We start from the raw sequence: 22,573 nt of genomic DNA on the forward strand, positions 1-22,573 counted from the left end.
TCAATGCGCCTTGTCCCAGTTCGGCCCCACCCCTACCTCGGCCAGCAACGGCACCTTCAGGTCGGCCACGCCAGCCATCAGGCGCGGGATTTCCAGCTTCAGCCAGTCCACCTCGGCCTCGGGCACCTCGAACACCAGTTCATCGTGCACCTGCATGATCATGCGGGTGCCGCGCTGCTCCTGGTCCAGCACCTGCTGCACCTTGACCATGCTGAGCTTGATCAGGTCCGCCGCCGTGCCTTGCATGGGCGCGTTGATGGCAGCACGCTCGGCACCGGCACGGCGTGGGCCGTTCGGCGAGTTGATCTCGGGCATGTACAACCGCCGCCCGAACACCGTTTGCACATAGCCTTTGGCCTTGGCCTCCAGCTTGGTCTCGTCCATGTAGCGCTTGACGCCGGGGTAGCGCTGGAAATAGCGCTCGATGTAGTTCTTGGCGGCGGTGTTGTCGATGCCCAGGTTGCGCGCCAAGCCAAAAGCACTCATGCCGTAGATCAGCCCGAAGTTGATCACCTTGGCGTAGCGGCGCTGCTCGCTGCTGACCTGCTCCACCGCCACGCCGAACACCTCGGCAGCGGTGGCGCGGTGTACGTCGATGCCGGCGTGGAAGGCATGCAGCAGCGACTCGTCACCGCTGATGTGGGCCATGATGCGCAACTCGATCTGGCTGTAGTCGGCACTGGCGATCAGGTTGCCTGATGCCGCCACGAAGGCCTCACGCACGCGCCGGCCCTCGGTGGTGCGTATCGGGATGTTCTGCAGGTTGGGGTCGTTGCTGGCCAAGCGGCCGGTGATGGCCACCGCCTGCGCGTAGTGCGTGTGCACGCGCCCGGTGCGCGGCAGCGCCAACAGCGCCAGCTTGTCGGTGTAGGTGCCCTTGAGCTTGGACAGACTGCGGTGCTCCAGGATCTTGGCCGGCAGCGGGAAGTCCTCCGCCAGTTTTTCCAGCACCTCTTCATCGGTGCTGGGGGCACCGGTGGCGGTCTTCTTGACCACGGGCAGGCCCAGCTTGGTGAAGAAGATCTCGCCAATCTGCTTCGGGCTGCCCAGGTTGAACGGCTGGCCGGCCAGCTCATGCGCCTGCGCCTCCAGCTGCACGATGCGCTGGCCCAGCTCCTGGCTTTGCGCTGCCAGCAGCGGCGCGTCGATTAACACGCCGTTGCGCTCGATGCGGTACAGCGTCTCGCTGGAGGCCATCTCCAGCTCATAAATGAACAGCAGGCCCGGCTCGGCCTGCAGCCTGGGCCACAGCGCCAGGTGCACGTCCAGCGTCTGGTCCGAGTCTTCGCACGAGTACTCGGCCGCCTTGGCGATGTCCACCTGGTTGAACGAAATCTGGTGCGCGCCCTTGCCACACAGGTCTTCAAAGCTGATGCCGCTGCGCCCCAGGTGGCGTTCGGCCAGGCTGGCCAGGCCATGCGGCTTATGCACTTCCAGCACATAGCTTTGCAGCATGGTGTCGTGCGCATAGCCCTGCACCTCGATGCCGTGGTTGGCAAACACATGGCGGTCGTACTTGATGTGCTGGCCCAGCTTCAGCTTGCTCGCATCCTCCAACCAGGGTTTCAGCCTGGCCAGCACCTCGTCCCGCGACAGCTGCTCGGGCGCACCGGGGTAGTCGTGCGTCAACGGGATGTAGGCTGCCTCGCCGGGCTTGACGCTGAAGCTGATGCCCACAATCTCGGCGCGCATTTCGTCCAGCGACGTGGTTTCGGTGTCTATCGCCGCCAACTCAGCGGCTTGCAGGCGGGCCAGCCAGGTGTCAAACAGCGCCCAGTCCATCACCGTGTCGTAGGCCAGCGTGGACACCTTGCTTGCGGGCGGCGGCGCGTCCGGCTCGTCAAACAGGCCAGGCTCGGCGCTGCTCGCCTTGGTGCCGCCGCCTGCCGCAAAGGCGGCTGAGCCGTCACCCAGTGACTTGGCCAGCCCCTTGAAGCCGAATTGTTCGTAAAACGTCTTCAGGCGGGCGGTGTCTGGTTCGGCGTAAGCCAGCTGGTCCAGCGCCGGCAGGTCCTTCAGCCATTGCGACAGGTCGCAATCGGTCTTGATGGTCAGCAGCTGGCGGCCGGTGGGCAGCCAGTCCAGGGCCTTGCGCAGGTTTTCGCCGGCCACGCCCTTGATGGTGTGGGCATTGGCGATCAACGCTTCCAGCGAACCATGCTCCTGCAACCATTTGGCGGCCGTCTTGGGTCCGACCTTCTCCACACCCGGCACGTTGTCCACGCTGTCGCCGACCAGAATCTGGTAGTCGATCATCAGCCGCGCCGGCACGCCGAATTCGGCCTCCACACCCGCCAGGTCGCGCCGCCGGTCGTTCATCGAGTCGACGATGACGATGTGCTCATTCACCAGCTGCGCCAGATCCTTGTCGCCGCTGCTGACATACACGTTGATGCCCTGGTTCGCGGCGGTCACCGCCAGCGTGCCGATCACGTCATCAGCCTCCACGCCGGGCACGTCCAGCACGGTCCACCCCAGCAGGCGCACCATCTCGTGGATGGGCTCGATCTGCGCGCGCAAATCGTCCGGCATGGGCGAGCGCTGCGCCTTGTAAGCGGGGTAGATGGCGTCGCGAAAAGTCGGCCCCTTGGCATCGAACACGCAAGCGGCGTAGTCGGCGTGCACGTCCTTGCGCAGCTTTTGCAGCATGTTGATCATGCCGCGTATGGCGCCAGTGGCCGGGCTGCTCGGGTCGCCCGGTACCGCGCGCAGGTCAGGCATGGCGTGGAAGGCCCGGTAGAGATAGCTGGAACCATCGACCAGCAACAGGGTCTTTTGTTCAGAAGGCTGAATATCGCTCATCCCTCCATTGTGCCTGCCCACCGGCGCCAGCCAAGGCCCACCGCACCTGTCTACAATCCCCTCATCATGCGCCGTTTTCCCTCTCAGACCCATCCCGCGTTGGCCCTGGCCCTGCTGATCGCCTTGCCGGTCGCCGGCTGGGCACAAAGCGGCACGGCCACAGCCCCCAAAACCGTGGCGCCGGTCACCCGGGCCGAGCCGCCCGCCGGCCGGCCCGACCAGCGCATAGAGCGCATCCATGTGGAAGACGACAACGCCAAAATCGACGAGTTGCGCGTGGGCGGCGAGACACAACGCATCACGGTGCAGCCCAAATCCGGCCTGCCGGCCTATGAAATCCTGCCCACCGACGGCAAGAACAGCCCGCCGGCGCTGACACGCGAAGGCGGGGCGCGCGGTAACGGCGAACGGGTGTGGAAAGTGCTGAGTTTCTAGGATGGCGGTCTACACCGAAGTCACGTTCGCGCAAGCAAGCCAACTGCTGGAGCAACTGGGCCTGGGCGAGCTGCAAAGCCTGGACGGCTGCCCAGGCGGCATAGAAAACACCAATTATTTCGCCGACACGGCCCAAGGCCGCTACGTGCTGACGCTGTTCGAGCGGCTGACGTTCGAGCAATTGCCCTATTACCTGCGGCTGATGAAGCACCTGGCCGGCCATGGCATCCCGGTACCCGACCCGGCGGCCAACCGAGACGGTGACATCCTGCACACGGTGAACGGCAAGCCGGCCGCGGTGGTGAACCGCCTCAGCGGCAAGAGCCAGTTGGCGCCCAGCGCACGGCATTGCGCCGTGGTGGGTGCCATGCTGGCCAGGATGCACCTGGCCGGGCGCAGCTTTGACATGCAGCAGGCCAACCTGCGCGGCCTGGCCTGGTGGAACGAGACGGTGCCCGTGGTGCTGCCGCACGTTGACGAGGCCCAAAAGGCCTTGCTCAGCGCCGAACTGGCCTACCAGAACCATGTAGCCCAGTCCTCGGCCTACCTGGCCCTGCCGCGTGGCGCCATCCATGCCGACCTGTTCCGCGACAACGTGATGTTTGAGGACGCCGACAGCGACACCCCGCGCCTGAGCGGCTTTTTCGACTTCTATTTCGCCGGCACCGACAGCTGGCTGTTTGACCTGGCGGTGTGTCTGAACGACTGGTGCGTAGACCTGCCCACCGGCCGGCCCGACGACGCTCGCGCGCAAGCCTTCGTCGCCGCCTACGATGCCGAACGCCGCTTGACCGGGCCTGAGCGCGCGCTGCTGCCGGCCATGCTGCGCGCCGCCGCCCTGCGCTTCTGGATTTCGCGCCTGTGGGACTACCACCTGCCGCGCGAGGCCTCCATGCTGAAGGCACATGACCCCACGCATTTCGAGCGCGTGCTGCGCGGTCGACTGGCCCAGCTGGGGCAAACCTTTGCTATGGTGCCGACCCAACCGGTGGAAGAGCCGGCATGAAGCTCAACGTCCTGCCCGCCAGTGTCGGCACCCGATGGGTCAAGCTGGGGCTGCGCACCTTTTTCCGCCAGCCGCTGGCCTTGTCTGGCCAGTTTTTCATGTTCATGGCGGCGGTATGGCTGGTGGGGCTGGTGCCCTGGGTGGGCGCGCTGCTGAAGATCATGCTGGTGCCTGCGGGAACGCTGGGCATGATATTGGCCACGCGGGAGGCTGACCGTGGGCGCTTTCCCATGCCGGGGCTGATGCTGGGGGCCTTTCGCCACGGACGCGAGCGCGCCCGCGCCATGCTGATGCTGGGCGTGTGGTGGGCGGTGGGCATCGCCCTGGTGTTGGGCATCTGCACGCTGGTGGATGGTGGTGAACTGGCCCGCCAGTATCTGAGCGGCGAGAGCGTCACCGCCACCGCGCTGGAAAACCCGCGCTTCGTCTGGGCGCTGATGCTCAGCATGGTGCTGAACCTGCTGCTGACCATTTTCTTCTGGCACTCACCGGCGCTGACCTTCTTTGCCGGCCTGCCGCCGCTGAAAAGCCTGTTTTTCAGCATGGTGGCATCCAAACGGAATTTTTTGGCGTATCTGGTGTACAGCTTGCTATGGTCGGCCGTGCTGTTCGCGATGGTCCTGGTGGCGGTTGCCGTGCTGATGGCAATCGGCGGCCAGGCCTGGGTGCTCAATGGCATGGGGCCACTGATCATGCTGATGACGGCCATGACCTTCACCTCGATTTTCTTCACGTTCCGTGATACGTTCGAGTTGACGGAGGCCGAACAAGCTCTGATTCCTGAGGAGACGCCATGACACAGCACACCTTGCAAGGCCGCACCGAGGCGGAATTGCTGTGGTACCAGCGCCGCGACTTCCTGAAGGCCGCCGCCGCCTGGACAGCCATGGGCGGCTATGGCGCCGCGCAGGCCCAACAGCGCTCCAACATCGTGCAGTTGACCGGTGACGCCACCGTCAACGGCAAACGGCTGGACGCGCAGCAAAGCATCCAGACCGGCGACCGCGTGGTCACCGGCCCCGGCGCCAATGTGGTGTTCGTGGTCGGCAATTCGGCCTTCCAGCTGCGCCAAAACAGCGATCTGGCGGTGGAGGGTGGCAGCTCGCTGTTCGCGGTGAGCCTGCTGCGGCTGTTGACCGGCGCGGTGGTCAGCACCTTCGGGCGCGGCAGCAACCGCCAGATCGTCACCCCCACCATGACGGCCGGCATACGCGGCACCGGGGTCTACACCGAGGTGCCTGCCAACCAGGGCGGGCGCAGCTATTTCTGCAACTGCTACGGCACGGTGGACCTGGCCGCCAGCGGCGGCGACAAGGCCACCAGCCAGACCATGTACCACCAGTCATTCTGGAGCGAGGTGGAGCCCAAGAATGGCCGCACGCTGACGCCGGCCAAGGCCATCAACCACAGCGACGAAGAGCTGGAATACCTGGCGGCGCTGATTGGCGACCGCACCGGCTGGCAGGTGATGGGCCGCAAAGGCATCAAGGACGGCCGCGGGTACATGGACGAGCCCAAGCCAGGGTACTCAGGGTTCAACTAGGCGAAGCTGGCCGCCGAGCAGTCACCCCAAGGGCTGGCGCTTATTTATTCGCAGCTTTGTACGCCGCGATCGATTTGGCCAAGTCCTCGTACTCTTCGCAGGTCTTGTTGCCGCAAATCTTCTCCAGCGCGGCCAGGTGCTTTTCAGCCTCTGCTGGCTTCTTGTCCATCAGGTAAGCCTCGCCGATGTACTCGTGCGCACCCTTGTGGTTGGGATTCAACTTCAGCGCCGTGTTGTAGTGCTCGAAGGCCTTGGGCAGGTCGGGGTTGGCGCGCTTGCGGTAGCTGTAACCCAGCAGGTTGTGCACGTCGGCATTGCGCGGGTCTTCGCGCCAGGCGGCGTCCAGTTCGGTCTTGGCGCGCGCCCAGTCCTTGGCCTCGATGGCCTTGCGTGCAGCGGTGAGCCGCTCCGAGGTGCTGGGGCCGCTGAAGGTGTCGGCGGCAAACGCAGTGCCGCACACCACCACGGAGGTGAGTGCCAGCGCGGCAATCAGGCTCTTCTTCATCGCAGATCTCCTTGTGGCCGAATGTGATGGGGTGGCCACCGCTGGCTACTTTACCGCAGCCCGGCGCAAATGGCGCGCCACGAACCACAGGCCGACCAGCGTCAGCACCACGCACACCGCCAGCGGAATGGCCAGTTGCGGCGCGCTGAAGCCCTCGCCCTTGAGCACCCGCGTCATCAGCAGGTTTTGCGCCATCGCCGGCACCCACAGGTGCCAGCCGGCCTCGCCCTCCTGGTTGAACAGCGTCACCATGGGCATCAGCGACACGCCCAGCACCACCACCGTGGTGTTGGCCTGGGCTTCCTTGAAGCTTTTGCAGCGTATCGCCACCGCCATCAGCACCGCCGACAAGGCGGCGGCCAGCGGCAGCAGCAGCACCAGGAACAGCGCCGCCTCGCGCGCGCCGTACTGGAACATGGCCTGCAGCGTGTCACTGCGCAACAGCCACTGCGCGGGGATGAAGCTCAGGCAGTTCAGCAGCGCGATCAGCATGCCCACGGTGGCCACCGCGCCCCACTTGCCCAGCACCAGCGCCAGGCTGGAGGCCGGGTTCATGGCCAGCGGCTCCAGCGAACCGCGCTCACGCTCACCGGCTGTCGTGTCCAGCGCGGCATTCAGCGCGCCATACAGCACCGCCATGACAACAAAGAAAGGCAGCATGCCGGTGATCTGTATCGCCCGCGTCTGCGTGCTGGCCAGGTCACGCTCCTGCACCTCCAGGGGCGCCAGCAAGGCGCCGGACACGCCCCGCAGCGCCAGGCTCAGGCCCGCGCGCTCGCGGCTGTAACCCTGCAGCAGTTGCAACACCTGGCGGGTGCCGGCGCTGGCGGGCTTGTTGGCGCTGTCGCTGACCACCTCCAGCACCGGTGTCTCGCCCTGGCGCAAGCCCTGCTCGAAATCCTTGGGCACCACCACCACCGGGTCGCCGAACTTGGAGGTGCGCAACAATGCCTCGAAATCGGCCGGCGGCTCCTTCACCGTCCAGGTCTGGCGCTCCAGGTAATTCTTCAGGCTGGGCGCCTGGGCCAGGCCGAGCACATAGACCTCGCGCTTCTCGGCACGCGCCTCCAGGCCGGCGATGAAGCTGGACAGCGCAATCAGTATCAGCGGCCCCATCAGCACACCGGTCACCAGCACCACCAACAGCGTGCGCCGGTCGCGCAGCGCGTCCAGCATCTCTTTTCTGAATACGGCCAACGCCGTGCTTGAAAACTTCATGCAGCCTCCCCCTGTGAATCTTCGCCAAACGCCAGCTTGACGAAGGCTTCCTCGAAATCCCGCTCGCCGGTGTGCGCCAGTAACTCGTCCACCGTGCCGCTGGCCACGCTGCGGCCGTGCGACACCAGCACCACGCTGTCGCACAGGCGTTCCACCTCCTGCATGATGTGGGTGGAAAACACGATGCATTTGCCGCCACCTTCAGGTGAGCGCAGGAAGCGCAGCGACTCGCGCAGTGCCCGCGTCGCCAGCACGTCCAGGCCGTTGGTCGGCTCGTCCAGCACGATGTTGGCCGGGTTGTGCACCAGCGCACGGGCCAGCGCGGTCTTCATGCGCTCGCCCTGGCTGAAGCCGTCGGTGCGGCGGTCCAGCAGCGGCAACATGTCGAACATGCGCGCCAATTCTTCGGCGCGCGCCTGCGCCTGGTCACGCGCCATGCCTTGCAGGCTGCCGAAGTAAACAATGTTCTCGCGCGCCGTCAGGCGGGGGTACAGGCCACGCGAGTCGCTGAGCACGCCCAGCCGCGCCAACGCCTGCAACGGCTGGCTGGCGACATCCACGCCGTCCACCTCCATGCGGCCGGCCTCGGGCGGGATCAACCCGGCCAGCATGCGCAGGGTGGTGGTCTTGCCGGCACCGTTGGGGCCCAGCAGGCCGGTGATCTGGCCATTGGGTGCGGTGAAATTGACGTCGCGCACCGCATGCACCACCGTGGGTTTGGCGCGCTTGAGCGAGAACATCTTCTTGTGCTTGGGGTCGGGCGGCGCCACGAAACTGCGCGCCAGGTGTTCGATGTGGATCATGGCCGGCCTCCTGTCGCACCGGCCGGAGCGCCCGGCGCAGGCAGCGCGTCGGCGACCGCCGCCACCGGCACAAAGGCCAGCGGACGCGGTATGCGGGTGGCGCAGCTGGCATCCACGCGGGCTGTGCCCTCAGCTGCCACGTCGATGAAGCGGGTCAGCACATCGGGCATGCAGCCCAGGCTCATCACGCCATGGCCGGCGTTGGCCACCACCACATGCTGGGCTTGGGAGCCCAGTGCGCGCGCCACCCGCTCGCCATGGCGCGGCGGTGTGGCCGGGTCCAGCCCGCCGCTGAGCAGCAGCGTGGGCGCGCCGGCAGGCGCCACGCTGTAAAAGGCGGCCGGCACCTCACCACGCGGCCAGATGGCACAGGCGCTCTGATACACCTGGGCCATGTCGGCGCCGAAATCCTTGCCCGGCACATCGGTGGCCTGCTTCAGGCGCGGATAGTCTTCTGCGCAGACCACGGAGAAATGCATGCCCATGGCCAATTCCAGCGCGCGCCGCCCACCCAGCCCGCCACCCAGGCCCAGCAGCCCTTCATAGCGGGCGCGCAAGGCGGCGTCATCAATGGCCTGCGGCAGCGCCGAGGCCAGCGACGGCGCATACAGCGGCATGCGCACCAGGCTGAGCACGGTTTCCTTGGTCAATGTCACCTGCTCACCCTCCCCCGTCATCGGGTGGGTCAGCACCACCGACTTGGGCAGGCTGCCCAGCAGCGTGGCCCAGTTGGCGCGCAACTGCGGATGCGCCTTGGCGCAGGCGGCCTCGGCCTCACAAGCCCGCAGCAGCGACTCCAGCGCCGCCTGGCCGTCGGTGGAAAAGCTGGCGGGCAGCACCATGTCGGGCGGTGCCACGCCATCGATCACGCTGCGCCGCACGGCCTGGGGAAACTGGCGCATGTAGTCCAGCGCGGCGCGGGTGCCGTAGGAGCCGCCGATCAGGTTGATCTTCTCGGCCCCCAACGCCTGCCGCACGGCGTCCAGGTCCTGGCTGGCCAGCACGGTGGTGAAAAATCGCAGGTCGCCATAGGGCAGCTTTTGCAACTGGGCCAAGCACTGCGCCAGCATGGCGTCACGCGCCTTGGCGTCCACCTGCCGCGCCAGCGGCTGCTGCCGCTCGGACGGGCACTCCAGCGGCGCCGAGCGCCCGGTACCACGCTGGTCCACAAACACCAGGTCACGCCGGTTGTTCAAGCGCCCCAGGTTGCCCAGCACCAGCGGTGCCACCTTGATGGCGCTTTGCCCCGGTCCGCCGGCCAGAAAAAACACCGGATCCGCCAGCTTGCGCCGCGCCAGCGCCGGCACCACCAGGTAGTGCACGCTGATCTTGACGCCATGGGGCCGGGCCGGGTCCAGCGGGCGCAGCACTTCGCCGCACAGCACCTCGGTCTTGATGCCGGCGACGCGGCAAGGCTTGGCTGGCGCCGCCGCTGGCGTATCAGCGGCCTGCGCGTGCTTGCCGGATGCCACAGCGGCCGCAATGGCCACGGCGATGACCAGCCAGCGGCCTGTGGAAAAACGTGAACAAGGTTTCATGAGGCCGGAGTATGCCTTGGCCGCGCTCTGGTATCTGCCGGTTTTGGACGAATGGTCGAACTTCCGGTTGACCGGTCATTGGTGGCTGCCGACGTCACTGGTGCGCGTGGCTACGCGGATGTCCTCCGGGCCTGCGGCCCTCCCCCTTGATTCCGCTCCGCCAAACGCCCCAGCGACATCGGGTCAATTGGCACGCGCCACGCTGGAACGCGGGCACGCCAACCATGTTCGCGGGATCAGGTCGATGCGGCATTCGGCGCAGCGGCATCAAGGAGGAGGCCGCAGGCCGGGGGACAGCCGCGGAGCCGAGTGCCGCGTCGGCATGATCCTTGCCAACCAGCGTGGCCTGAATTCCGAAGCCTCGCCCTCAAACCCAGGCTTCGACAGGCTCAGCCCGAACGGATTTGGGTGGGTTGCGCTGGTTCAGACCGGCGTCAACTTCGCCACACTCAGCGCCAACCACTTGACGCCATGGCGCGGGAAGTTGATCTGCGCCCGGGCGTCGTCGCCGGCGCCTTCCAGCGACACCACCGTGCCTTCGCCGAACTTGTTGTGGAACACCCGCATGTTGGCCTTCAGGCCATGCGCCGGCTCGGCCTTCTGGGGTGGTACCGGCGGACTGGCGAACACGCCGCTGTCGCGGTTGTAGCCACCGTAGCTCTTGCCGCCGTAGCTGGCCGAGCCACCACCGCCACCAAACTTGTCCTGTCCACCGTAGCCGCTGCCATAACCGCCGCTGTACCCGCTGCCGCCAATGCCCATGCCAGACGAAAAAGCCTGGTTCTTCGGCGTGATCCACTTCAGCGCGGCTTCGGGCAGCTCGTCATAGAAGCGGCTCTTGATGGCGTAGCGCGTCTGGCCGTGCAGCATGCGGGTTTGCGAATGGCTCAGGTACAGGCGCTTGCGCGCGCGGGTGATGGCCACGTACATCAGCCGGCGCTCTTCCTCCAGGCCGTCGTAGTCGTTCATGGATTTTTCGTTCGGGAACAAGCCCTCTTCCAGCCCAGTGACGAACACGCAATCGAACTCCAGGCCCTTGGCCGAATGCACCGTCATCAGTTGCACCGCCTCCTGCCCGGCATTGGCCTGGTTGTCGCCAGACTCCAGCGCGGCGTGCGTCAGGAAGGCCGCCAACGGCGACAGCGTTTCGCCGGTCTCGGCGTCCGGGGCCACGGCAGCCAGTTCGTCCACCGGCAGCGCCACGGCGTCACGGCCAAAACCCTCCTGAGTGACGAAGCTCTCGGCGGCGTTGACCAGTTCCTCCAGGTTTTCGATGCGGTCGGCGCCTTCACGGTCGGCCTTGTAGTGCTCGATCAACCCGCTGTGGTCCAGCACCAGCTCGATGATCTCGCGCAGGCTAAGCCCCTGGGTCTGCTCACGCAGCACATCGATCTTGGCCACAAAGGCGCGCAAATTGGCGCCGGCCTTGCCGGTCAGGGCGGTGACGGCGTCGTGCAAGGCGCAGCCTGCCGCCTTGGCCGTGTCCTGCAGTTGCTCCAGCGTGCGCGCACCGATGCCGCGCGGCGGGAAGTTGACCACGCGCAAAAAGCTGGTGTCGTCGTTGGCGTTTTCCAGCAAGCGCAGGTAGGCCAGCGCGTGCTTGATCTCGGCGCGCTCGAAGAAGCGCAGGCCACCGTACACGCGGTAGGGCAGGCCGGCGTTGAACAGCGCGGTCTCGATCACCCGGCTTTGCGCATTGCTGCGGTACAGCACCGCCATCTCGTTGCGCGAAATGCCGGGCACGGCGCCCTGGTCGCGCGCCAGTTGGCGCATCTCGTCCACCATCCACTGCGCCTCGGCAAAGTCGCTGGTGGCTTCAAACACGCGCACCGGCTCGCCGGGGCCCTGGTCGGTGCGCAGGTTCTTGCCCAGGCGCTTCTTGTTGTGGCTGATCAGCTCGTTGGCCGAGTCCAGGATGTTGCTGTAGCTGCGGTAGTTTTGCTCCAGCTTGATCTGGTGCTGCACGCGGAATTCGCTGACAAAGTCCGCCATGTTGCCCACCCGCGCACCGCGAAAGGCGTAGATGCTCTGGTCGTCATCGCCCACCGCCAGCACGGCACTGGGCGGGCTGGCGTAAGGCGTGCCGGCGGCGCTCTGGGGCGCCATGGCCAGCATCTTGATCCACGCGTACTGCAGCTTGTTGGTGTCCTGGAACTCGTCGATCAGGATGTGGCGAAAGCGCCGGTGGTAATGCTCACGTATGGGGTCGTTGTCACGCAGCAGCTCGTAGCTGCGCAGCATCAGCTCGCCAAAATCCACCACGCCCTCGCGCTGGCACTGGTCTTCGTACAGCTGGTAAATCTCCACCTTCTTGCGCGTGTCGTCGTCGCGTGCCTCCACGGCGGCGGGGCGTTGACCATCTTCCTTGCAGGCGGCGATGAACCACTGCGTCTGCTTGGCCGGAAAGCGCTCGTCATCGACGTTGAACTGCTTGTACAACCGCTTGATGGCGCTGAGCTGGTCCTGCGTGTCCAGAATCTGGAACGCCTGCGGCAGGTTGGCCAACTTGTAGTGCGCGCGCAGGAAGCGGTTGCACAGCCCGTGGAAGGTGCCTATCCACATGCCGCGCACGTTGACCGGCAGCATGGCGGTGAGCCGCGTCATCATCTCCTTGGCCGCCTTGTTGGTGAAAGTCACCGCCAGGATGCCGCCGGGCGACACCTGGCCGGTCTGCAACAACCAGGCGATGCGGGTGGTCAGCACCCGGGTCTTGCCGGAGCCGGCGCCGGCCAGAATCAGCGCATGCTCGGCCGGCAGGGCGACGGCGGCGCGCTGCTCAGGGTTCAGGTTGAGCAGCAGGGGTGAATCCAGCCACTCAGCCTGCTGTTGTTGTGTAATCTCGGGGAACATATGCATCCATTGTAGAAAGACGCGCCCCTTGCTCCTTCGTGCCCCTTGCACCCCACCCGCCCCGACCAGGGTCTTTGCCGCGCTGCTGGCGGGCAGCCTGCTGCTGGCCACGGCCGCGCAAGCCCAGTCTTCCTGCTCCAGCGACGGCCAGACGGCACCCATCGTGCTGCTGGAACGCTTTTTGAACGCCGATTGCGAGGCCTGCTGGGCCGACAAGGCTGGTGGCGAGCCGCCGGCGGGCACGCTGGCGCTGGACTGGATCGCCCCCGGCAGCCAGGGCGAGGACGCGCCGCTGTCCGCCGCCGCCCTGCGCGACAGCCTGTGGCGCCTGCAGGCGCTGGGCCAAGCGCTACCGGCCAAGACGGTGCAGTGGACGCAGCCGAAATACGCCCTGCGTGGCCTGCAGCTGCGCGTGGCGCACGGCGGCGTGCTGAACGGCTACGTGGGCGCATCCATCGCACTGGCATTGCCGCCGGATTTGGTCAAGGCTGCCGAGCAGCACGGCTGGAACGTGTGGCTGGCGGTGGTGGAGAACATCGCCGCCGGCACCGACGGCACGCAGCTGGCGCGCCGCCTGGTGCGCAACACGCACCAGCCGCGCTGGAACTGGGCCGAAACCGCCCAGGGTGGCGGCGCCAGCCTGTCCTTCAGCGATTCGCGAATCATGAGCCTGCCCGGCGGCACCCGGGCCGAGCGCCTGGGCGTGGTGGGTTGGGTGCAGGACGGCCAGGGGCGGGTGCTGGCGGCAGCGCAATCGCGCTGCCTACAAACCGACTGAAGCCCCGCAAAACCCCTGGTGGCGGCACCGGCAAACACGCGCAAGCGCCAAAGTAGTAGAATCAATCACCGGGCCCAAGCAATTGTGGTCCGGTTTTTTGTGGCCGCTTGCCGGCCACCCAACCGGCTCACACCCCAAGCGCCCCAACGTTTTTTCTGTAACGGTTGAGACGGCGCTGGCGGCTTCATCTTTCCATGGCCCATCCTGCGCCGTCCCGACAAGACTTGGGACTGGAGTGAACCCTCATGGAAATCTTCGACTACGACAACATCCTGCTGCTGCCGCGCAAATGCCGCGTCCAGAGCCGCTCTGAATGCGACGCCAGCACCGAGCTGGGCGGCCGGCGTTTTCGCATCCCGGTGGTGCCGGCCAACATGAAAACCGTGGTCAACGCCGAGATCTGCCAATGGCTGGCCGCCAACGGTTACTTCTATGTGATGCACCGCTTTGACCTGGACAACGTGGCCTTCGTGCGCGACATGAAAGCCAAGGGCCTGTACGCATCGATCTCGCTGGGCGTGAAGCGGGCTGATTACGAAACGGTGGACAAGCTGGTGGCTGCAGGGCTGGCGCCTGACTACGTGACCATCGACATCGCGCACGGCCATGCCGACACGGTGAAAGAGATGATCACCTACCTGAAGGACAAGCTGCCCGCCACCTTCGTCATCGCCGGCAATGTCGGCACGCCCGAGGCAGTGATTGACCTGGAAAACTGGGGCGCCGACGCCACCAAGGTGGGCATTGGCCCGGGCAAGGTCTGCATCACCAAGCTGAAGACCGGTTTTGGCACCGGCGGCTGGCAGCTGTCGGCGCTGAAATGGTGTGCCCGCGTGGCCACCAAGCCCATCATCGCCGACGGCGGCATCCGCGAGCATGGCGACATCGCCAAGTCGGTGCGCTTTGGCGCCACCATGGTGATGATCGGTTCCATGCTGGCCGGCCACGAGGAAAGCCCCGGCCAGACGGTGGAGGTGGACGGCAAGCTGTACAAGGAATACTACGGCTCGGCCAGCGACTTCAACAAGGGCGAGTACAAGCACGTGGAAGGCAAGCGCATCCTGGAACCCATCAAGGGCAAGCTGCTTGAGACCATGGTGGAGATGGAGCAGGACATCCAGAGCTCGATCAGCTACGCCGGTGGGCTCAAGCTGATGGACATCCGCAAGGTCAACTACGTGACGCTGGGCGGTGACAACGCCGGCGAACACCTGCTGATGTAGCCAGGCCGCGCGCCAAGTGCTATAACCTCGCTAGCAGGTCAAGGCGGAAGGCACCCTGTCGCCGCCGACCGGCATTGGAGCGCCAATGAACATTGCGGTGCTGGGCACGGGTTTCATGGGTTTCCCCATCGCCCGCCGTTTGTGCGAGGCCGGGCACCGCGTGCAGGCCTGGAACCGCACCCGTGCCAAGGCCGAGCGCCTGCAGCCGCACGGCGCCACCGTGCACGACAGCCCGCTGCAAGCGGTGCGCGAGGCTGATTTCGTCATCCTGATGCTGGCCAATGGCGAGGTGGTGCAAGAGCTGCTGTTTGCCATGGGCGTGGCACGCGCGGTGCGGCCCGGCACGGTGCTGATCGACATGTCCTCCATTGCACCCGCACAAGCCCGCCAGCAAGGGGCCCGGCTCAACGACATGGCCATCTCCTACCTGGATGCGCCTGTGTCCGGCGGCACCCTGGGTGCCGAACAGGGGGCGCTGGCCATCATGGTGGGCGGCAAGGCCACCAGCTTCGAGCGTGCGCGCAAAGTGCTGGAGGTGCTGGGCCGGCCTACGCTGGTGGGCCCCAGCGGCAGCGGCCAGCTGTGCAAAATGGCCAACCAGATGATCGTTGGCACCACCATAGGCGCAGTGGCCGAGGCCATGCTGCTGGTGGAAAAGCACGGCGTGACCATGGCCAAATTCCGCGAGGCGGTCAGCGGCGGCTTTGCCGACAGCCGGGTGCTGCAGGTGCACGGCCAGCGCATGGTGGCCCGGGACTTCGAGCCAGGCGGTCGCATCTCGGTGCAACTTAAAGACCTGCGCCATGCACTGGCCACGGCCCAGGAGGCGGGCCTGGACACCCCCATCACCCAACTGCTGGAAATGCTATACGCGGACGCGGCACAGCACGGGCTGGCCGATCTGGACCATGCCGCGCTGTACCTGGAACTGGCGGCGCGACAGCGTGGGGTGAACGGGGCATCCCACTGAGCAGCGGATCAAAAATCCGTTGCACTTGCGTGCGCCGATTTTTCACAACCCAATCTGTGAACGTCGAAAAAATACTGTTAGAATAGAAGACTTGCAAAATTGCAGTGCCTTGAAAACAGGTGCCGCGTTAAGCAGGAAAGGTCGGGTGTTCAACCGGGCCTTTTCCACCAAACAGTTTTCGCGTGGGTTCTTAGCTCAGTTGGTAGAGCAGCGGACTCTTAATCCGTAGGTCGACAGTTCGAGCCTGTCAGAACCCACCACCCTCAAGCCTTCGGGCTGTGAAAGCCTGCTACAGAATATGTAGCAGGCTTTTTTACATTGGCTCGTTCACGCCGCGCTGGCGCTGACCGGCTGCTCTCTTGCGAAAAGCACGTCGTACTGGAAATACACGGCTGTGGTGGTCGAGTTGGAACGCCTGATCTCTGAAATGGTATGGGCGCAGTAACCTTGCTTGTTCATGATGTCATACAGCCGATCCTTTGACCCGCCAAACTGCGTCAGACTGAACTCGGAAACCTCCATCACGATCCGCGGCACTTCGGCAAGCGTTCGCTGTGCCCCTTCCAGTAAACGTATTTCAGCCCCTTCCACATCGATTTTCATCAGGGCCGGAGGGCCGGCCTGACCGACAAGCTGGTTGTCCAAGGTATCCATATCCACTTCCATGGCGTCGCCCGCTGTGTGACGCAAGGTCGCTGCCCCTACATTGCCGGCAGATTCAACATGCAGCACGGCTTTACCAGTCTCGCTGGAAAGCGCCAGCTTGCGCACGTCAATTTGAAAACCATTGAGTTTGGCGTTGGCCAGCAGTGCTGCATGGCAAGCGGGGTTGGGTTCGAACGCGATCACCCTCGCCCCGCGTGACGCGGCCAGCAACGAAAAGAAGCCCACGTTCGCCCCGCAATCCACAAACAGGTCACCCGGCCGCAAGGTTCGCACAACCCTGGCCACCTGCTCGTCCCAGGTGCCGGTCATGTAGATCGTGCGTTGGATGAAATCGGTGGTGTCACAGTGCATGCAAAAGCCGTCATTCGCCTTTACAACCGCCTTGCGCTTTCCAATATGGAGATGTAGAAAACGGTGCAACCTCCATTTCCCCGCCTGGATGGGGAAATAGCGAAGGTAGATGAGCGCAAAAGAAACCAGCATACGTCCCGTCTGTCTTGTTTGAATTGGGGTCCATGGACCATATTGCGCCAGTTTCAAAGCACGCCTGCCTAGCGATACCGCATGGTGAAATTGACCCGCAGCATAGCCCGGTGCCGACAAAGATTGTGAAATTTCTGTGAACAAGCCCTCCTCATGCCAGTTACCCGCGTGGCGGGAGTTGCGGCGGCCTGGGATGCAGCCGCGCCATCGCCAGCACGTCCGCATAGACACCGTCACGCAGCGCATAGGCGCGCATCACCCCCTCCTCCTCAAAGCCGAAGCGCCGATAAAGGCGTATCGCCTTGGCGTTGTCGGTGAACACCGACAGCTCGATGCGCAGCAGATGGGCCCAGTTGTCGGCATAGTCCAGCAGCGCCTGCATCAGCGCGCTGCCCACGCCCTTGCCCTGCGCCTCGGACGACACTGCGATGCCCAGCATGGCAGCATGGCGCCGCCGCACACTCTGGCTGACGCTGTGCAGCCCAGCCTGTGCCAGCACCTGTTCGTCCTGTGCCACGGCCACCAGCATCAGGTCGGGGTTGCCGGGCGTCGCCATCGCCTCCAGCCGCTTGCGCCAGACCTCCTCGCTGGGGTGCGGTGTTTGCAGCAGGTTGGCATACACCCCGGATTCGCCCATCAGGCGGGTCATTTCGGGGGCGTCGCCGAGATGGCATCGTCGCAGGCTGAAATTCATGCTGGGCTCCTGAAGTTCGAACAAAAACCGACGGGTAAAAACAAAAGGCCCGCTGAAGTCAGCGGGCCTTTGGGGTTGAGTGTGTGTTGCTGCGCCTAGACCCGCGCTCCTGACTGCAGAATGGCAATGGCTACTGCCACCTGCATGGTGAACAGAAAGGCCATGAAACGGGTCATCATGGCGGACCGGTCCTGGGCTTTTGCAGTGGCGTGGATACGTTGCATGGTTTCAGTATGCGGACGGCCGTGTCAGGCGTCAAGCCGGTGTGGCGAAAATCGCAACGCCCGGGCCATGTCGCCGGCCGCAAGATACCACCGCGCATGCAGTACGATTGGCCCCTTTGCCTCGTCATCGCTCCAGCCAAGGCTTGGGGCAGCATCCATGGACCAAGATTTGCCCGTTACCCAAGCTACTGACGCTACCGCTGTCACGGCCGAAATTGCCCTGCCCGGCAACACGCCAGCGGACAACCCGCCGACACAAGCCCACCCGGCACCGGGCCGCAAGCGCCAAGGCCCCCGGCGCCAGCCAACCCGCCCATCGCCCGACGCGGCCCACAGGCCGCGTGACGCTGCGCAGCCGCCACGCGCGCCGCACCCCACGCTGGAGCAACTCGCCAGCCTGTACCCGCAGCTGTTCGGTGCCCGCTTCCTGCCGCTCAAACGCGGCATCTTCCATGAGCTGATGGCGGCGCACCCCGACACCTTCACCACCGAGGCGCTGAAAACTGCGCTGGCGCTGCACACCCGCTCCACCCGCTACCTGAGCGCGGTGGCCGAGGGCCTGAAGCGCCACGACCTGCAAGGCCAGCCGGTGGAAGACATGGCCCCCGAGCATGTGTACCACGCACTGCAAGAGGTGTTCAAGCGCCGCCAGGGCCGCGCGCCGCAGGAAGACCTGGGGACGAAGCTTGTGCGGCGCATCGTGCAGGCCCTGGACGCCTCGGGCCTGTCGCGCGAAGCCTATGCCGAGCTGGTGCGTGGCAAGGACGAGCGCGCCAACGCGGCACTGGACGCCGCGCTGGCCCAGGTGGCCGAGCGCTCCGCCAAAGATGAAGCCCTGCTGCGCGCCTTCGAGGCCAGCGGCCAGCCGATGGCCGCGTTTGCCGACATGTACGGCATGGAACCGGGCGCCACGGCCCAGGCCATAGCACGCGCCAAGCTCAGCCGTTGAGCACCGAAGCGCGCCAGTCGGCCACCAGTTGCGCCTCGCTCAAGCCCAGCATGTCCAGCAACTGCTGCTGCGATGTGCCGCGCAACATGCGCAGCAGCATGGGCCGGCCGAAGCGCTGGTCTATGTAGGCCACCAGTGAGCCGGCCTGGCCATAGCGGTCGCGCCCGGTCCACACCTGTTTGAGCTGCAGCGGGTTGCCAGCCAGTGCCGCCAGCGCCGTGCGCACCCTTTGCAGGCGCGGCTCATCCAGTTGACCAGAAGCGTAATTGGCCAAGCCTTCGACGAACCAGTCTATGTCGTCCAGGCCGTCGAAATTCGGGCTGGGATTGGCCTGGCCGTGGAACACATGCACCAGCTCATGCGTAATCAGTTTCTGCAGTGCGGCGCTGTCGCCGGCCTTGTGGTCGCAAGCCTGGGTGGGCCAGACGCGCGGTGACAACAGCGTCAGCCCCTGGGCGGTGCCGTTGGCCACCATCCAGCATTCGGGCTTCATGTCGGGCTCCTTGGCCTGCTGGCGCCAGTAATCGGTCAGCGGGGCGCGGTCGGGGAACAGCTTGACGTCGTAGGCAGCGGGAAAGCCGGCACCAAAGAACTGCGCCACCGCCTTGCGCCCCTGCGCCGCATGCTCACTGATTGCGTCGGCCAGAGCGCGGTCAGCAGCGGTAAAGCGCAACGCCACGCCGTCCCGGGCACGGTCCTCCCATTCCAGTGCCCAGGCCGGCCGGGTCATGGCCACCAGTACGGCCAGCGTCCACATGGCGCGGCCGGCGCGCCCTCGTGATGGTTTCAACACAGCATGCTCCTTGTTTCCAATGCCACTTTCGCCTTGTGCGGCACCTGGCCCTGCCGGGCCGGCACCACATGACGAAGCGTAGGGACAAGGCCACTGCGAAGCCAGGCCTGGGCGACGGCTCCCGGCTAGGGGCGACGAAGCCCGCCCTTGACGGCGTGAGCGCGCCAGTCCTCCACCCCCTGGTTCAGCAAACGCGCCACGGTGCCGTCCCTCAACAGCTCGGCCAGGCGCTTGTCAAACGCACCCAGGTACCGCAGACAGGGACTCTGGGTGACAAAGGCGAAATGGTTCAGGTCCTCGGACAGATTGGGCTTGAGCGGCATGAACTTGTCTTCCACCCCCCACAACGCCAGCTTGGAGGTGCCCGGGTAGTAGCCCGAGATCACATAGGCCAGCCGCCCCAGTTCCAGCTTCTTCAGGTTGATGTCGAAGCCGCTGACCTCTTCGGTGGTCAACTGGCGGGCGACAAAGTTGTCCGCCTCCTCGCCATAGCCTTCGCCGCGCGTGCGGCCACCCAGTTTGCCCACCAGGTCTTCCTTGCCGGCATAGGCCGTGGCCCAGGCGGCGTCGCGACGCACGAACACGGTGATGGGCGCCGGGGTGCCCGCCACGGCGGAAAACGACAGGTAGAGCTGCCGCTCGGCATTGCTTTTCAGTGTCGCCACCATGTCGATCTGGCCGCCTTTGGCGGCCGACAACACCCGGGCCCAGGGCCCCTGGTAACTGATCTCGTGGGGCACCCCCAGATCGGTGAACACCCGGGCGGCAATGAGGTGCCAGCCGCCGCGCATGCGCGTGCCGTCATACCAGGTGGTGGGTGGGTAGTCGGGGTGCCCGGAAATCACCACTTTGCGGCAAACGGACGCCGCATGGGCAGGCTGCGTCAGGGCGAGCGCCAAGGCCAGGGCGGGCACCCAGATTCTGCTGTCAGCCATGCTTCCCCATGGTGCGGGTGGTCTCCCCCGGAGCGTGACGGCCACGCCATCGTATAACCATCATATACCGGGCTTGGCTGAACCGGCGGGCGCGGGTTCAGCGCGCCATCTCTTCCCGGTAGCGGCTGATGTCCAGCTCCGTCACCTCGGGCGCGCGGTTGCCCCAGGAGGCGCGCACATGCGTCAGCACGGCGGCCAGATCGGCCTCGCTCAGCGTCATCACAAAAGGTGGCATGCCGTAAGGGCGCGGGTTACCCTGCGTGGCCGGCGGGAACCCGCCACGCAGCACGATCTGCACCAGGTTGGTGGGGTTGGCCATGGTCACCGCACGGTTGCCGGCCAGGCGCGGATAAGCGCCGGACACGCCCTCGCCCTGGTCGCCATGGCAGGCGGCGCAGTGCTTGTCGTAGAGCTTGGCACCCAGCACGGCATTGCGCGCTGCGGCCATGGCCGGCGCCGGGGCGACGGGCGATTGCGGCAATTCCTTCAGGAAACGGGCGATGCCGCCCAGGTCCGCGTCGCTCAGGTACTGGGTGCTGTGCTGCACCACCTCGGCCATGGGGCCGGTAACGGCACCGTGGCGCGACATGCCAGTCTTCAGCAGGCCCACCACCTCAGCCGGCTGCCAGTCGGCCACGCCGGCTTCCAACGGCGACGCCAATGAGGGCGCGTACCAGTTCTGCATGGGTATGGCGCCGCCGCCCAGGTCGGCCTTGGCATCAAAACCACCCAGCACATTGCGCGCGGTATGGCAGGCGTTGCAATGGCCCAGGCCGCGCACCAGGTAGGCGCCGCGGTTCCATTCGGCACCGCGGGCAGTCTCAGCCTGAAAGCCCTCGGCACGAAAGTACAGCGCGCGCCACACCGCCAGCGCCGCCTGGCTGTTGTAAGGCCAGCGCAACCGGTGTGCGGCATTAGGTTGGGCTACCGGCACCTGGCTGCGAAGGAAGGCGAACAACGCATCGGCGTCGGCGCGGGTGACCTGGGTGTAGCTGGTGTAGGGGAACGCCGGGTACAGCAAGTGGCCGTCGCGCGAACGGCCATGGTGCAAGGCGCGCCAGAAGTCGTCGGCCGTCCACTGGCCCAGGCCGGTGGTGGCGTCGGGCGTCAGGTTGCTGGCATAGACGGTGCCAAACGGGGTTTCTATGCCACGCCCGCCTGCGTACGGCGCGCCGCCGCGCACGGTGTGGCACAGCATGCAGTTGCCCGCACGCGCCAGGTAGGCACCGCGCGCCACCGCGTCCATGCCGGCGGTGCCCGTGTCGGTTGACGTCAATGCGGGGGCAGTCACTGCAGTGGCGCCATCCGCCGCATCACGCACACCATGCCACCACACCCAGACGGCGCCAACGGCCAACAGCAGCACCAGACCTGCCAACACTTGTATCAGCCGCTTCATCGCGCACCTCCGGCGGCCGGCTGCGGCGCGCTGCCGCAGGTCAGGGCGATGGTGGCGGGTGTGACAGGCGGCAAGGCAGTTGCGGGGTGGGTGTCGGCCGGCACGGGCCGCGTGGCCAGCCAGGCGGTGACGGCCACCACCTCGTCGGCCGTCAACAGTTTGGCGATCTGCGCCATGCAGTCGGGTGCATGGGCGCGGCGCTGGCCGGTGCGCCAGGCGCCCAGCTGTGCATTCAGGTAATCCACCGGCAGGCCCACCAGGCCGGGGATGTTGGGCGCCACGCCGGTCAGCGTCTGGCCGTGGCATTGCACGCAGGCGGGCAGCTTGCGCGCGGCGTCCCCCTGCTGTGCCAGCGCCTCGCCGCGGCGCAGTTGCTCGGCCGGGGGTTTCAGCGTGGCCGGCGGTGGCGCATAGGGCAGCTCCAGCGCAGAGAAATAGCGGGCGATCTCCAGCAGGTAGGCCTCGCTCAGCGGGTCCACCATGCCGGCCATCAGCGCATAGTGGCGCCGGCCATCCCGAAAATTGAGCAACTGGTTGTACAGGTAGCCGGCTGGCTTGCCGGCGATGCGCGGGTAATAGGCATCGGTGCCGGCGCGCCCCTCGGGCCCGTGGCAGGCGGCGCAGGCCAGTGTGCGCTGGGCCATGCTGTCCTCGAACTTCACACCCGCAGCCTGGGCCATGCCACCCGCACACAAACCCCACAAACCCAGTGCCGCGCCCCACAGCGCGCGACCAGTCCATCTCCACATGCTCATCTGT

Annotated in this window: 21 protein-coding genes and 1 tRNA gene; 9 read left to right on the forward strand and 13 right to left on the reverse strand. The window is 65.9% G+C overall.

All coding sequences use genetic code 11. The annotated features are described in order from the left end of the window. Positions 1-2,802, reverse strand: coding sequence for a DNA polymerase I (polA, locus tag AC1DX2_RS09315; protein ID WP_477196059.1), 2,802 nt, complete (start codon positions 2,800-2,802; stop codon positions 1-3). 66 nt (positions 2,803-2,868) lie between these two features. Between polA and AC1DX2_RS09320 the strand changes: the two genes are divergently transcribed. From AC1DX2_RS09320 to AC1DX2_RS09335, 4 genes are read left to right on the forward strand one after another with little or no spacing between them, the layout of a single operon-like run. Continuing rightward, a complete protein-coding gene (locus AC1DX2_RS09320; RefSeq protein ID WP_477196060.1) occupies positions 2,869-3,237 on the forward strand; it encodes a hypothetical protein in 369 nt (122 codons plus the stop codon). A gap of 1 nt (position 3,238) precedes the next feature. Continuing rightward, positions 3,239-4,243 carry a homoserine kinase gene (locus AC1DX2_RS09325; RefSeq protein WP_477196061.1) on the forward strand — a complete coding sequence of 335 codons (1,005 nt, stop codon included), beginning with the start codon at positions 3,239-3,241 and terminating at the stop codon, positions 4,241-4,243. Then, complete coding sequence (locus AC1DX2_RS09330) at positions 4,240-5,040, forward strand: BPSS1780 family membrane protein (protein WP_477196062.1); 801 nt, start codon at positions 4,240-4,242, stop codon at positions 5,038-5,040. The genes AC1DX2_RS09325 and AC1DX2_RS09330 overlap by 4 nt, the downstream gene beginning before the upstream one ends. Further along, positions 5,037-5,786: a twin-arginine translocation signal domain-containing protein gene (locus AC1DX2_RS09335; RefSeq protein ID WP_477196063.1), complete on the forward strand. Its 750-nt coding sequence runs from the start codon at positions 5,037-5,039 to the stop codon at positions 5,784-5,786. The genes AC1DX2_RS09330 and AC1DX2_RS09335 overlap by 4 nt, the downstream gene beginning before the upstream one ends. A 40-nt stretch (positions 5,787-5,826) precedes the next feature. Here the strand turns inward: AC1DX2_RS09335 and AC1DX2_RS09340 are convergent, their stop codons facing one another. From AC1DX2_RS09340 to AC1DX2_RS09360, 5 genes are all read right to left on the reverse strand, one after another. After that, entirely contained in the window at positions 5,827-6,291 is a 465-nt protein-coding gene (locus AC1DX2_RS09340) for a tetratricopeptide repeat protein (RefSeq protein ID WP_477196064.1), read from the reverse strand. 45 nt (positions 6,292-6,336) lie between these two features. Continuing rightward, positions 6,337-7,509, reverse strand: coding sequence for an ABC transporter permease (locus AC1DX2_RS09345; protein ID WP_477196065.1), 1,173 nt, complete (start codon positions 7,507-7,509; stop codon positions 6,337-6,339). Beyond that, entirely contained in the window at positions 7,506-8,312 is an 807-nt protein-coding gene (locus AC1DX2_RS09350) for an ABC transporter ATP-binding protein (RefSeq protein ID WP_477196066.1), read from the reverse strand. Before AC1DX2_RS09350 ends, AC1DX2_RS09345 begins: the two co-directional genes overlap by 4 nt. Next, positions 8,309-9,850, reverse strand: coding sequence for an alpha/beta fold hydrolase (locus AC1DX2_RS09355; protein WP_477196067.1), 1,542 nt, complete (start codon positions 9,848-9,850; stop codon positions 8,309-8,311). Before AC1DX2_RS09355 ends, AC1DX2_RS09350 begins: the two co-directional genes overlap by 4 nt. Before the next feature lie 423 nt (positions 9,851-10,273). After that, a complete protein-coding gene (locus tag AC1DX2_RS09360; RefSeq protein ID WP_477196068.1) occupies positions 10,274-12,700 on the reverse strand; it encodes a UvrD-helicase domain-containing protein in 2,427 nt (808 codons plus the stop codon). 28 nt (positions 12,701-12,728) lie between these two features. Here AC1DX2_RS09360 and AC1DX2_RS09365 point away from each other — a divergent pair, with 28 nt between their 5' ends. The 4 genes from AC1DX2_RS09365 to AC1DX2_RS09380 all read left to right on the forward strand — a co-directional run bounded on the left by AC1DX2_RS09365 (position 12,729) and on the right by AC1DX2_RS09380 (position 15,931). Further along, positions 12,729-13,478, forward strand: coding sequence for a hypothetical protein (locus AC1DX2_RS09365; protein ID WP_477196069.1), 750 nt, complete (start codon positions 12,729-12,731; stop codon positions 13,476-13,478). A gap of 245 nt (positions 13,479-13,723) precedes the next feature. After that, entirely contained in the window at positions 13,724-14,701 is a 978-nt protein-coding gene (locus AC1DX2_RS09370) for a GMP reductase (protein WP_477196070.1), read from the forward strand. An 85-nt stretch (positions 14,702-14,786) separates the two neighbouring features. Beyond that, positions 14,787-15,671, forward strand: a complete 885-nt coding sequence (locus tag AC1DX2_RS09375) for an NAD(P)-dependent oxidoreductase (protein WP_477196071.1) — start codon at positions 14,787-14,789, stop codon at positions 15,669-15,671. Positions 15,672-15,855: 184 nt separating this feature from the next. Further along, positions 15,856-15,931 (forward strand) — tRNA-Lys (locus AC1DX2_RS09380). Positions 15,932-15,998: 67 nt separating this feature from the next. Here the strand turns inward: AC1DX2_RS09380 and AC1DX2_RS09385 are convergent. From AC1DX2_RS09385 to AC1DX2_RS09395, 3 genes are all read right to left on the reverse strand, one after another. Continuing rightward, a complete protein-coding gene (locus AC1DX2_RS09385; RefSeq protein WP_477196072.1) occupies positions 15,999-16,964 on the reverse strand; it encodes an FkbM family methyltransferase in 966 nt (321 codons plus the stop codon). Between the two features lie 16 nt (positions 16,965-16,980). Further along, entirely contained in the window at positions 16,981-17,514 is a 534-nt protein-coding gene (locus AC1DX2_RS09390; protein WP_477196073.1) for a GNAT family N-acetyltransferase, read from the reverse strand. A gap of 95 nt (positions 17,515-17,609) precedes the next feature. Further along, on the reverse strand, positions 17,610-17,738 hold the full coding sequence (locus AC1DX2_RS09395) for a hypothetical protein (RefSeq protein WP_477196074.1): 129 nt from the start codon (positions 17,736-17,738) through the stop codon (positions 17,610-17,612). A gap of 157 nt (positions 17,739-17,895) precedes the next feature. Between AC1DX2_RS09395 and AC1DX2_RS09400 the strand changes: the two genes are divergently transcribed. Beyond that, positions 17,896-18,687: a ProQ/FINO family protein gene (locus AC1DX2_RS09400; protein ID WP_477196075.1), complete on the forward strand. Its 792-nt coding sequence runs from the start codon at positions 17,896-17,898 to the stop codon at positions 18,685-18,687. Here the strand turns inward: AC1DX2_RS09400 and AC1DX2_RS09405 are convergent. The 4 genes from AC1DX2_RS09405 to AC1DX2_RS09420 all read right to left on the reverse strand — a co-directional run bounded on the left by AC1DX2_RS09405 (position 18,677) and on the right by AC1DX2_RS09420 (position 22,563). Beyond that, entirely contained in the window at positions 18,677-19,477 is an 801-nt protein-coding gene (locus tag AC1DX2_RS09405) for a gluzincin family metallopeptidase (RefSeq protein WP_477196076.1), read from the reverse strand. The genes AC1DX2_RS09400 and AC1DX2_RS09405 overlap by 11 nt on opposite strands. A gap of 128 nt (positions 19,478-19,605) precedes the next feature. Then, the gene (locus tag AC1DX2_RS09410; protein WP_477196077.1) at positions 19,606-20,415 is read right to left on the reverse strand and encodes a substrate-binding periplasmic protein; all 810 of its coding nucleotides are present in this window, start codon (positions 20,413-20,415) and stop codon (positions 19,606-19,608) included. A gap of 97 nt (positions 20,416-20,512) precedes the next feature. Next, positions 20,513-21,814, reverse strand: coding sequence for a c-type cytochrome (locus tag AC1DX2_RS09415; protein ID WP_477196078.1), 1,302 nt, complete (start codon positions 21,812-21,814; stop codon positions 20,513-20,515). Beyond that, positions 21,811-22,563 carry a c-type cytochrome gene (locus AC1DX2_RS09420; RefSeq protein ID WP_477196079.1) on the reverse strand — a complete coding sequence of 251 codons (753 nt, stop codon included), beginning with the start codon at positions 22,561-22,563 and terminating at the stop codon, positions 21,811-21,813. The genes AC1DX2_RS09415 and AC1DX2_RS09420 overlap by 4 nt, the downstream gene beginning before the upstream one ends. Between the last annotated feature and the right edge of the window lie 10 nt (positions 22,564-22,573).

It is taken from the genome of Hylemonella sp. P2_B10 (genome assembly GCF_056404875.1).

Excerpts from the sequence above, each read along its gene's own strand:
- polA (WP_477196059.1), bottom strand. The coding sequence starts at position 2,802 with ATGAGCGATATTCAGCCTTCTGAACAAAAGACCCTGTTGCTGGTCGAT.
- AC1DX2_RS09320 (WP_477196060.1), top strand. The coding sequence starts at position 2,869 with ATGCGCCGTTTTCCCTCTCAGACCCATCCCGCGTTGGCCCTGGCCCTG.
- AC1DX2_RS09325 (WP_477196061.1), top strand. The coding sequence starts at position 3,239 with ATGGCGGTCTACACCGAAGTCACGTTCGCGCAAGCAAGCCAACTGCTG.
- AC1DX2_RS09330 (WP_477196062.1), top strand. The coding sequence starts at position 4,240 with ATGAAGCTCAACGTCCTGCCCGCCAGTGTCGGCACCCGATGGGTCAAG.
- AC1DX2_RS09335 (WP_477196063.1), top strand. The coding sequence starts at position 5,037 with ATGACACAGCACACCTTGCAAGGCCGCACCGAGGCGGAATTGCTGTGG.
- AC1DX2_RS09340 (WP_477196064.1), bottom strand. The coding sequence starts at position 6,291 with ATGAAGAAGAGCCTGATTGCCGCGCTGGCACTCACCTCCGTGGTGGTG.
- AC1DX2_RS09345 (WP_477196065.1), bottom strand. The coding sequence starts at position 7,509 with ATGAAGTTTTCAAGCACGGCGTTGGCCGTATTCAGAAAAGAGATGCTG.
- AC1DX2_RS09350 (WP_477196066.1), bottom strand. The coding sequence starts at position 8,312 with ATGATCCACATCGAACACCTGGCGCGCAGTTTCGTGGCGCCGCCCGAC.
- AC1DX2_RS09355 (WP_477196067.1), bottom strand. The coding sequence starts at position 9,850 with ATGAAACCTTGTTCACGTTTTTCCACAGGCCGCTGGCTGGTCATCGCC.
- AC1DX2_RS09360 (WP_477196068.1), bottom strand. The coding sequence starts at position 12,700 with ATGTTCCCCGAGATTACACAACAACAGCAGGCTGAGTGGCTGGATTCA.
- AC1DX2_RS09370 (WP_477196070.1), top strand. The coding sequence starts at position 13,724 with ATGGAAATCTTCGACTACGACAACATCCTGCTGCTGCCGCGCAAATGC.
- AC1DX2_RS09375 (WP_477196071.1), top strand. The coding sequence starts at position 14,787 with ATGAACATTGCGGTGCTGGGCACGGGTTTCATGGGTTTCCCCATCGCC.
- AC1DX2_RS09390 (WP_477196073.1), bottom strand. The coding sequence starts at position 17,514 with ATGAATTTCAGCCTGCGACGATGCCATCTCGGCGACGCCCCCGAAATG.
- AC1DX2_RS09395 (WP_477196074.1), bottom strand. The coding sequence starts at position 17,738 with ATGCAACGTATCCACGCCACTGCAAAAGCCCAGGACCGGTCCGCCATG.
- AC1DX2_RS09400 (WP_477196075.1), top strand. The coding sequence starts at position 17,896 with ATGGACCAAGATTTGCCCGTTACCCAAGCTACTGACGCTACCGCTGTC.
- AC1DX2_RS09410 (WP_477196077.1), bottom strand. The coding sequence starts at position 20,415 with ATGGCTGACAGCAGAATCTGGGTGCCCGCCCTGGCCTTGGCGCTCGCC.
- AC1DX2_RS09415 (WP_477196078.1), bottom strand. The coding sequence starts at position 21,814 with ATGAAGCGGCTGATACAAGTGTTGGCAGGTCTGGTGCTGCTGTTGGCC.
- AC1DX2_RS09420 (WP_477196079.1), bottom strand. The coding sequence starts at position 22,563 with ATGTGGAGATGGACTGGTCGCGCGCTGTGGGGCGCGGCACTGGGTTTG.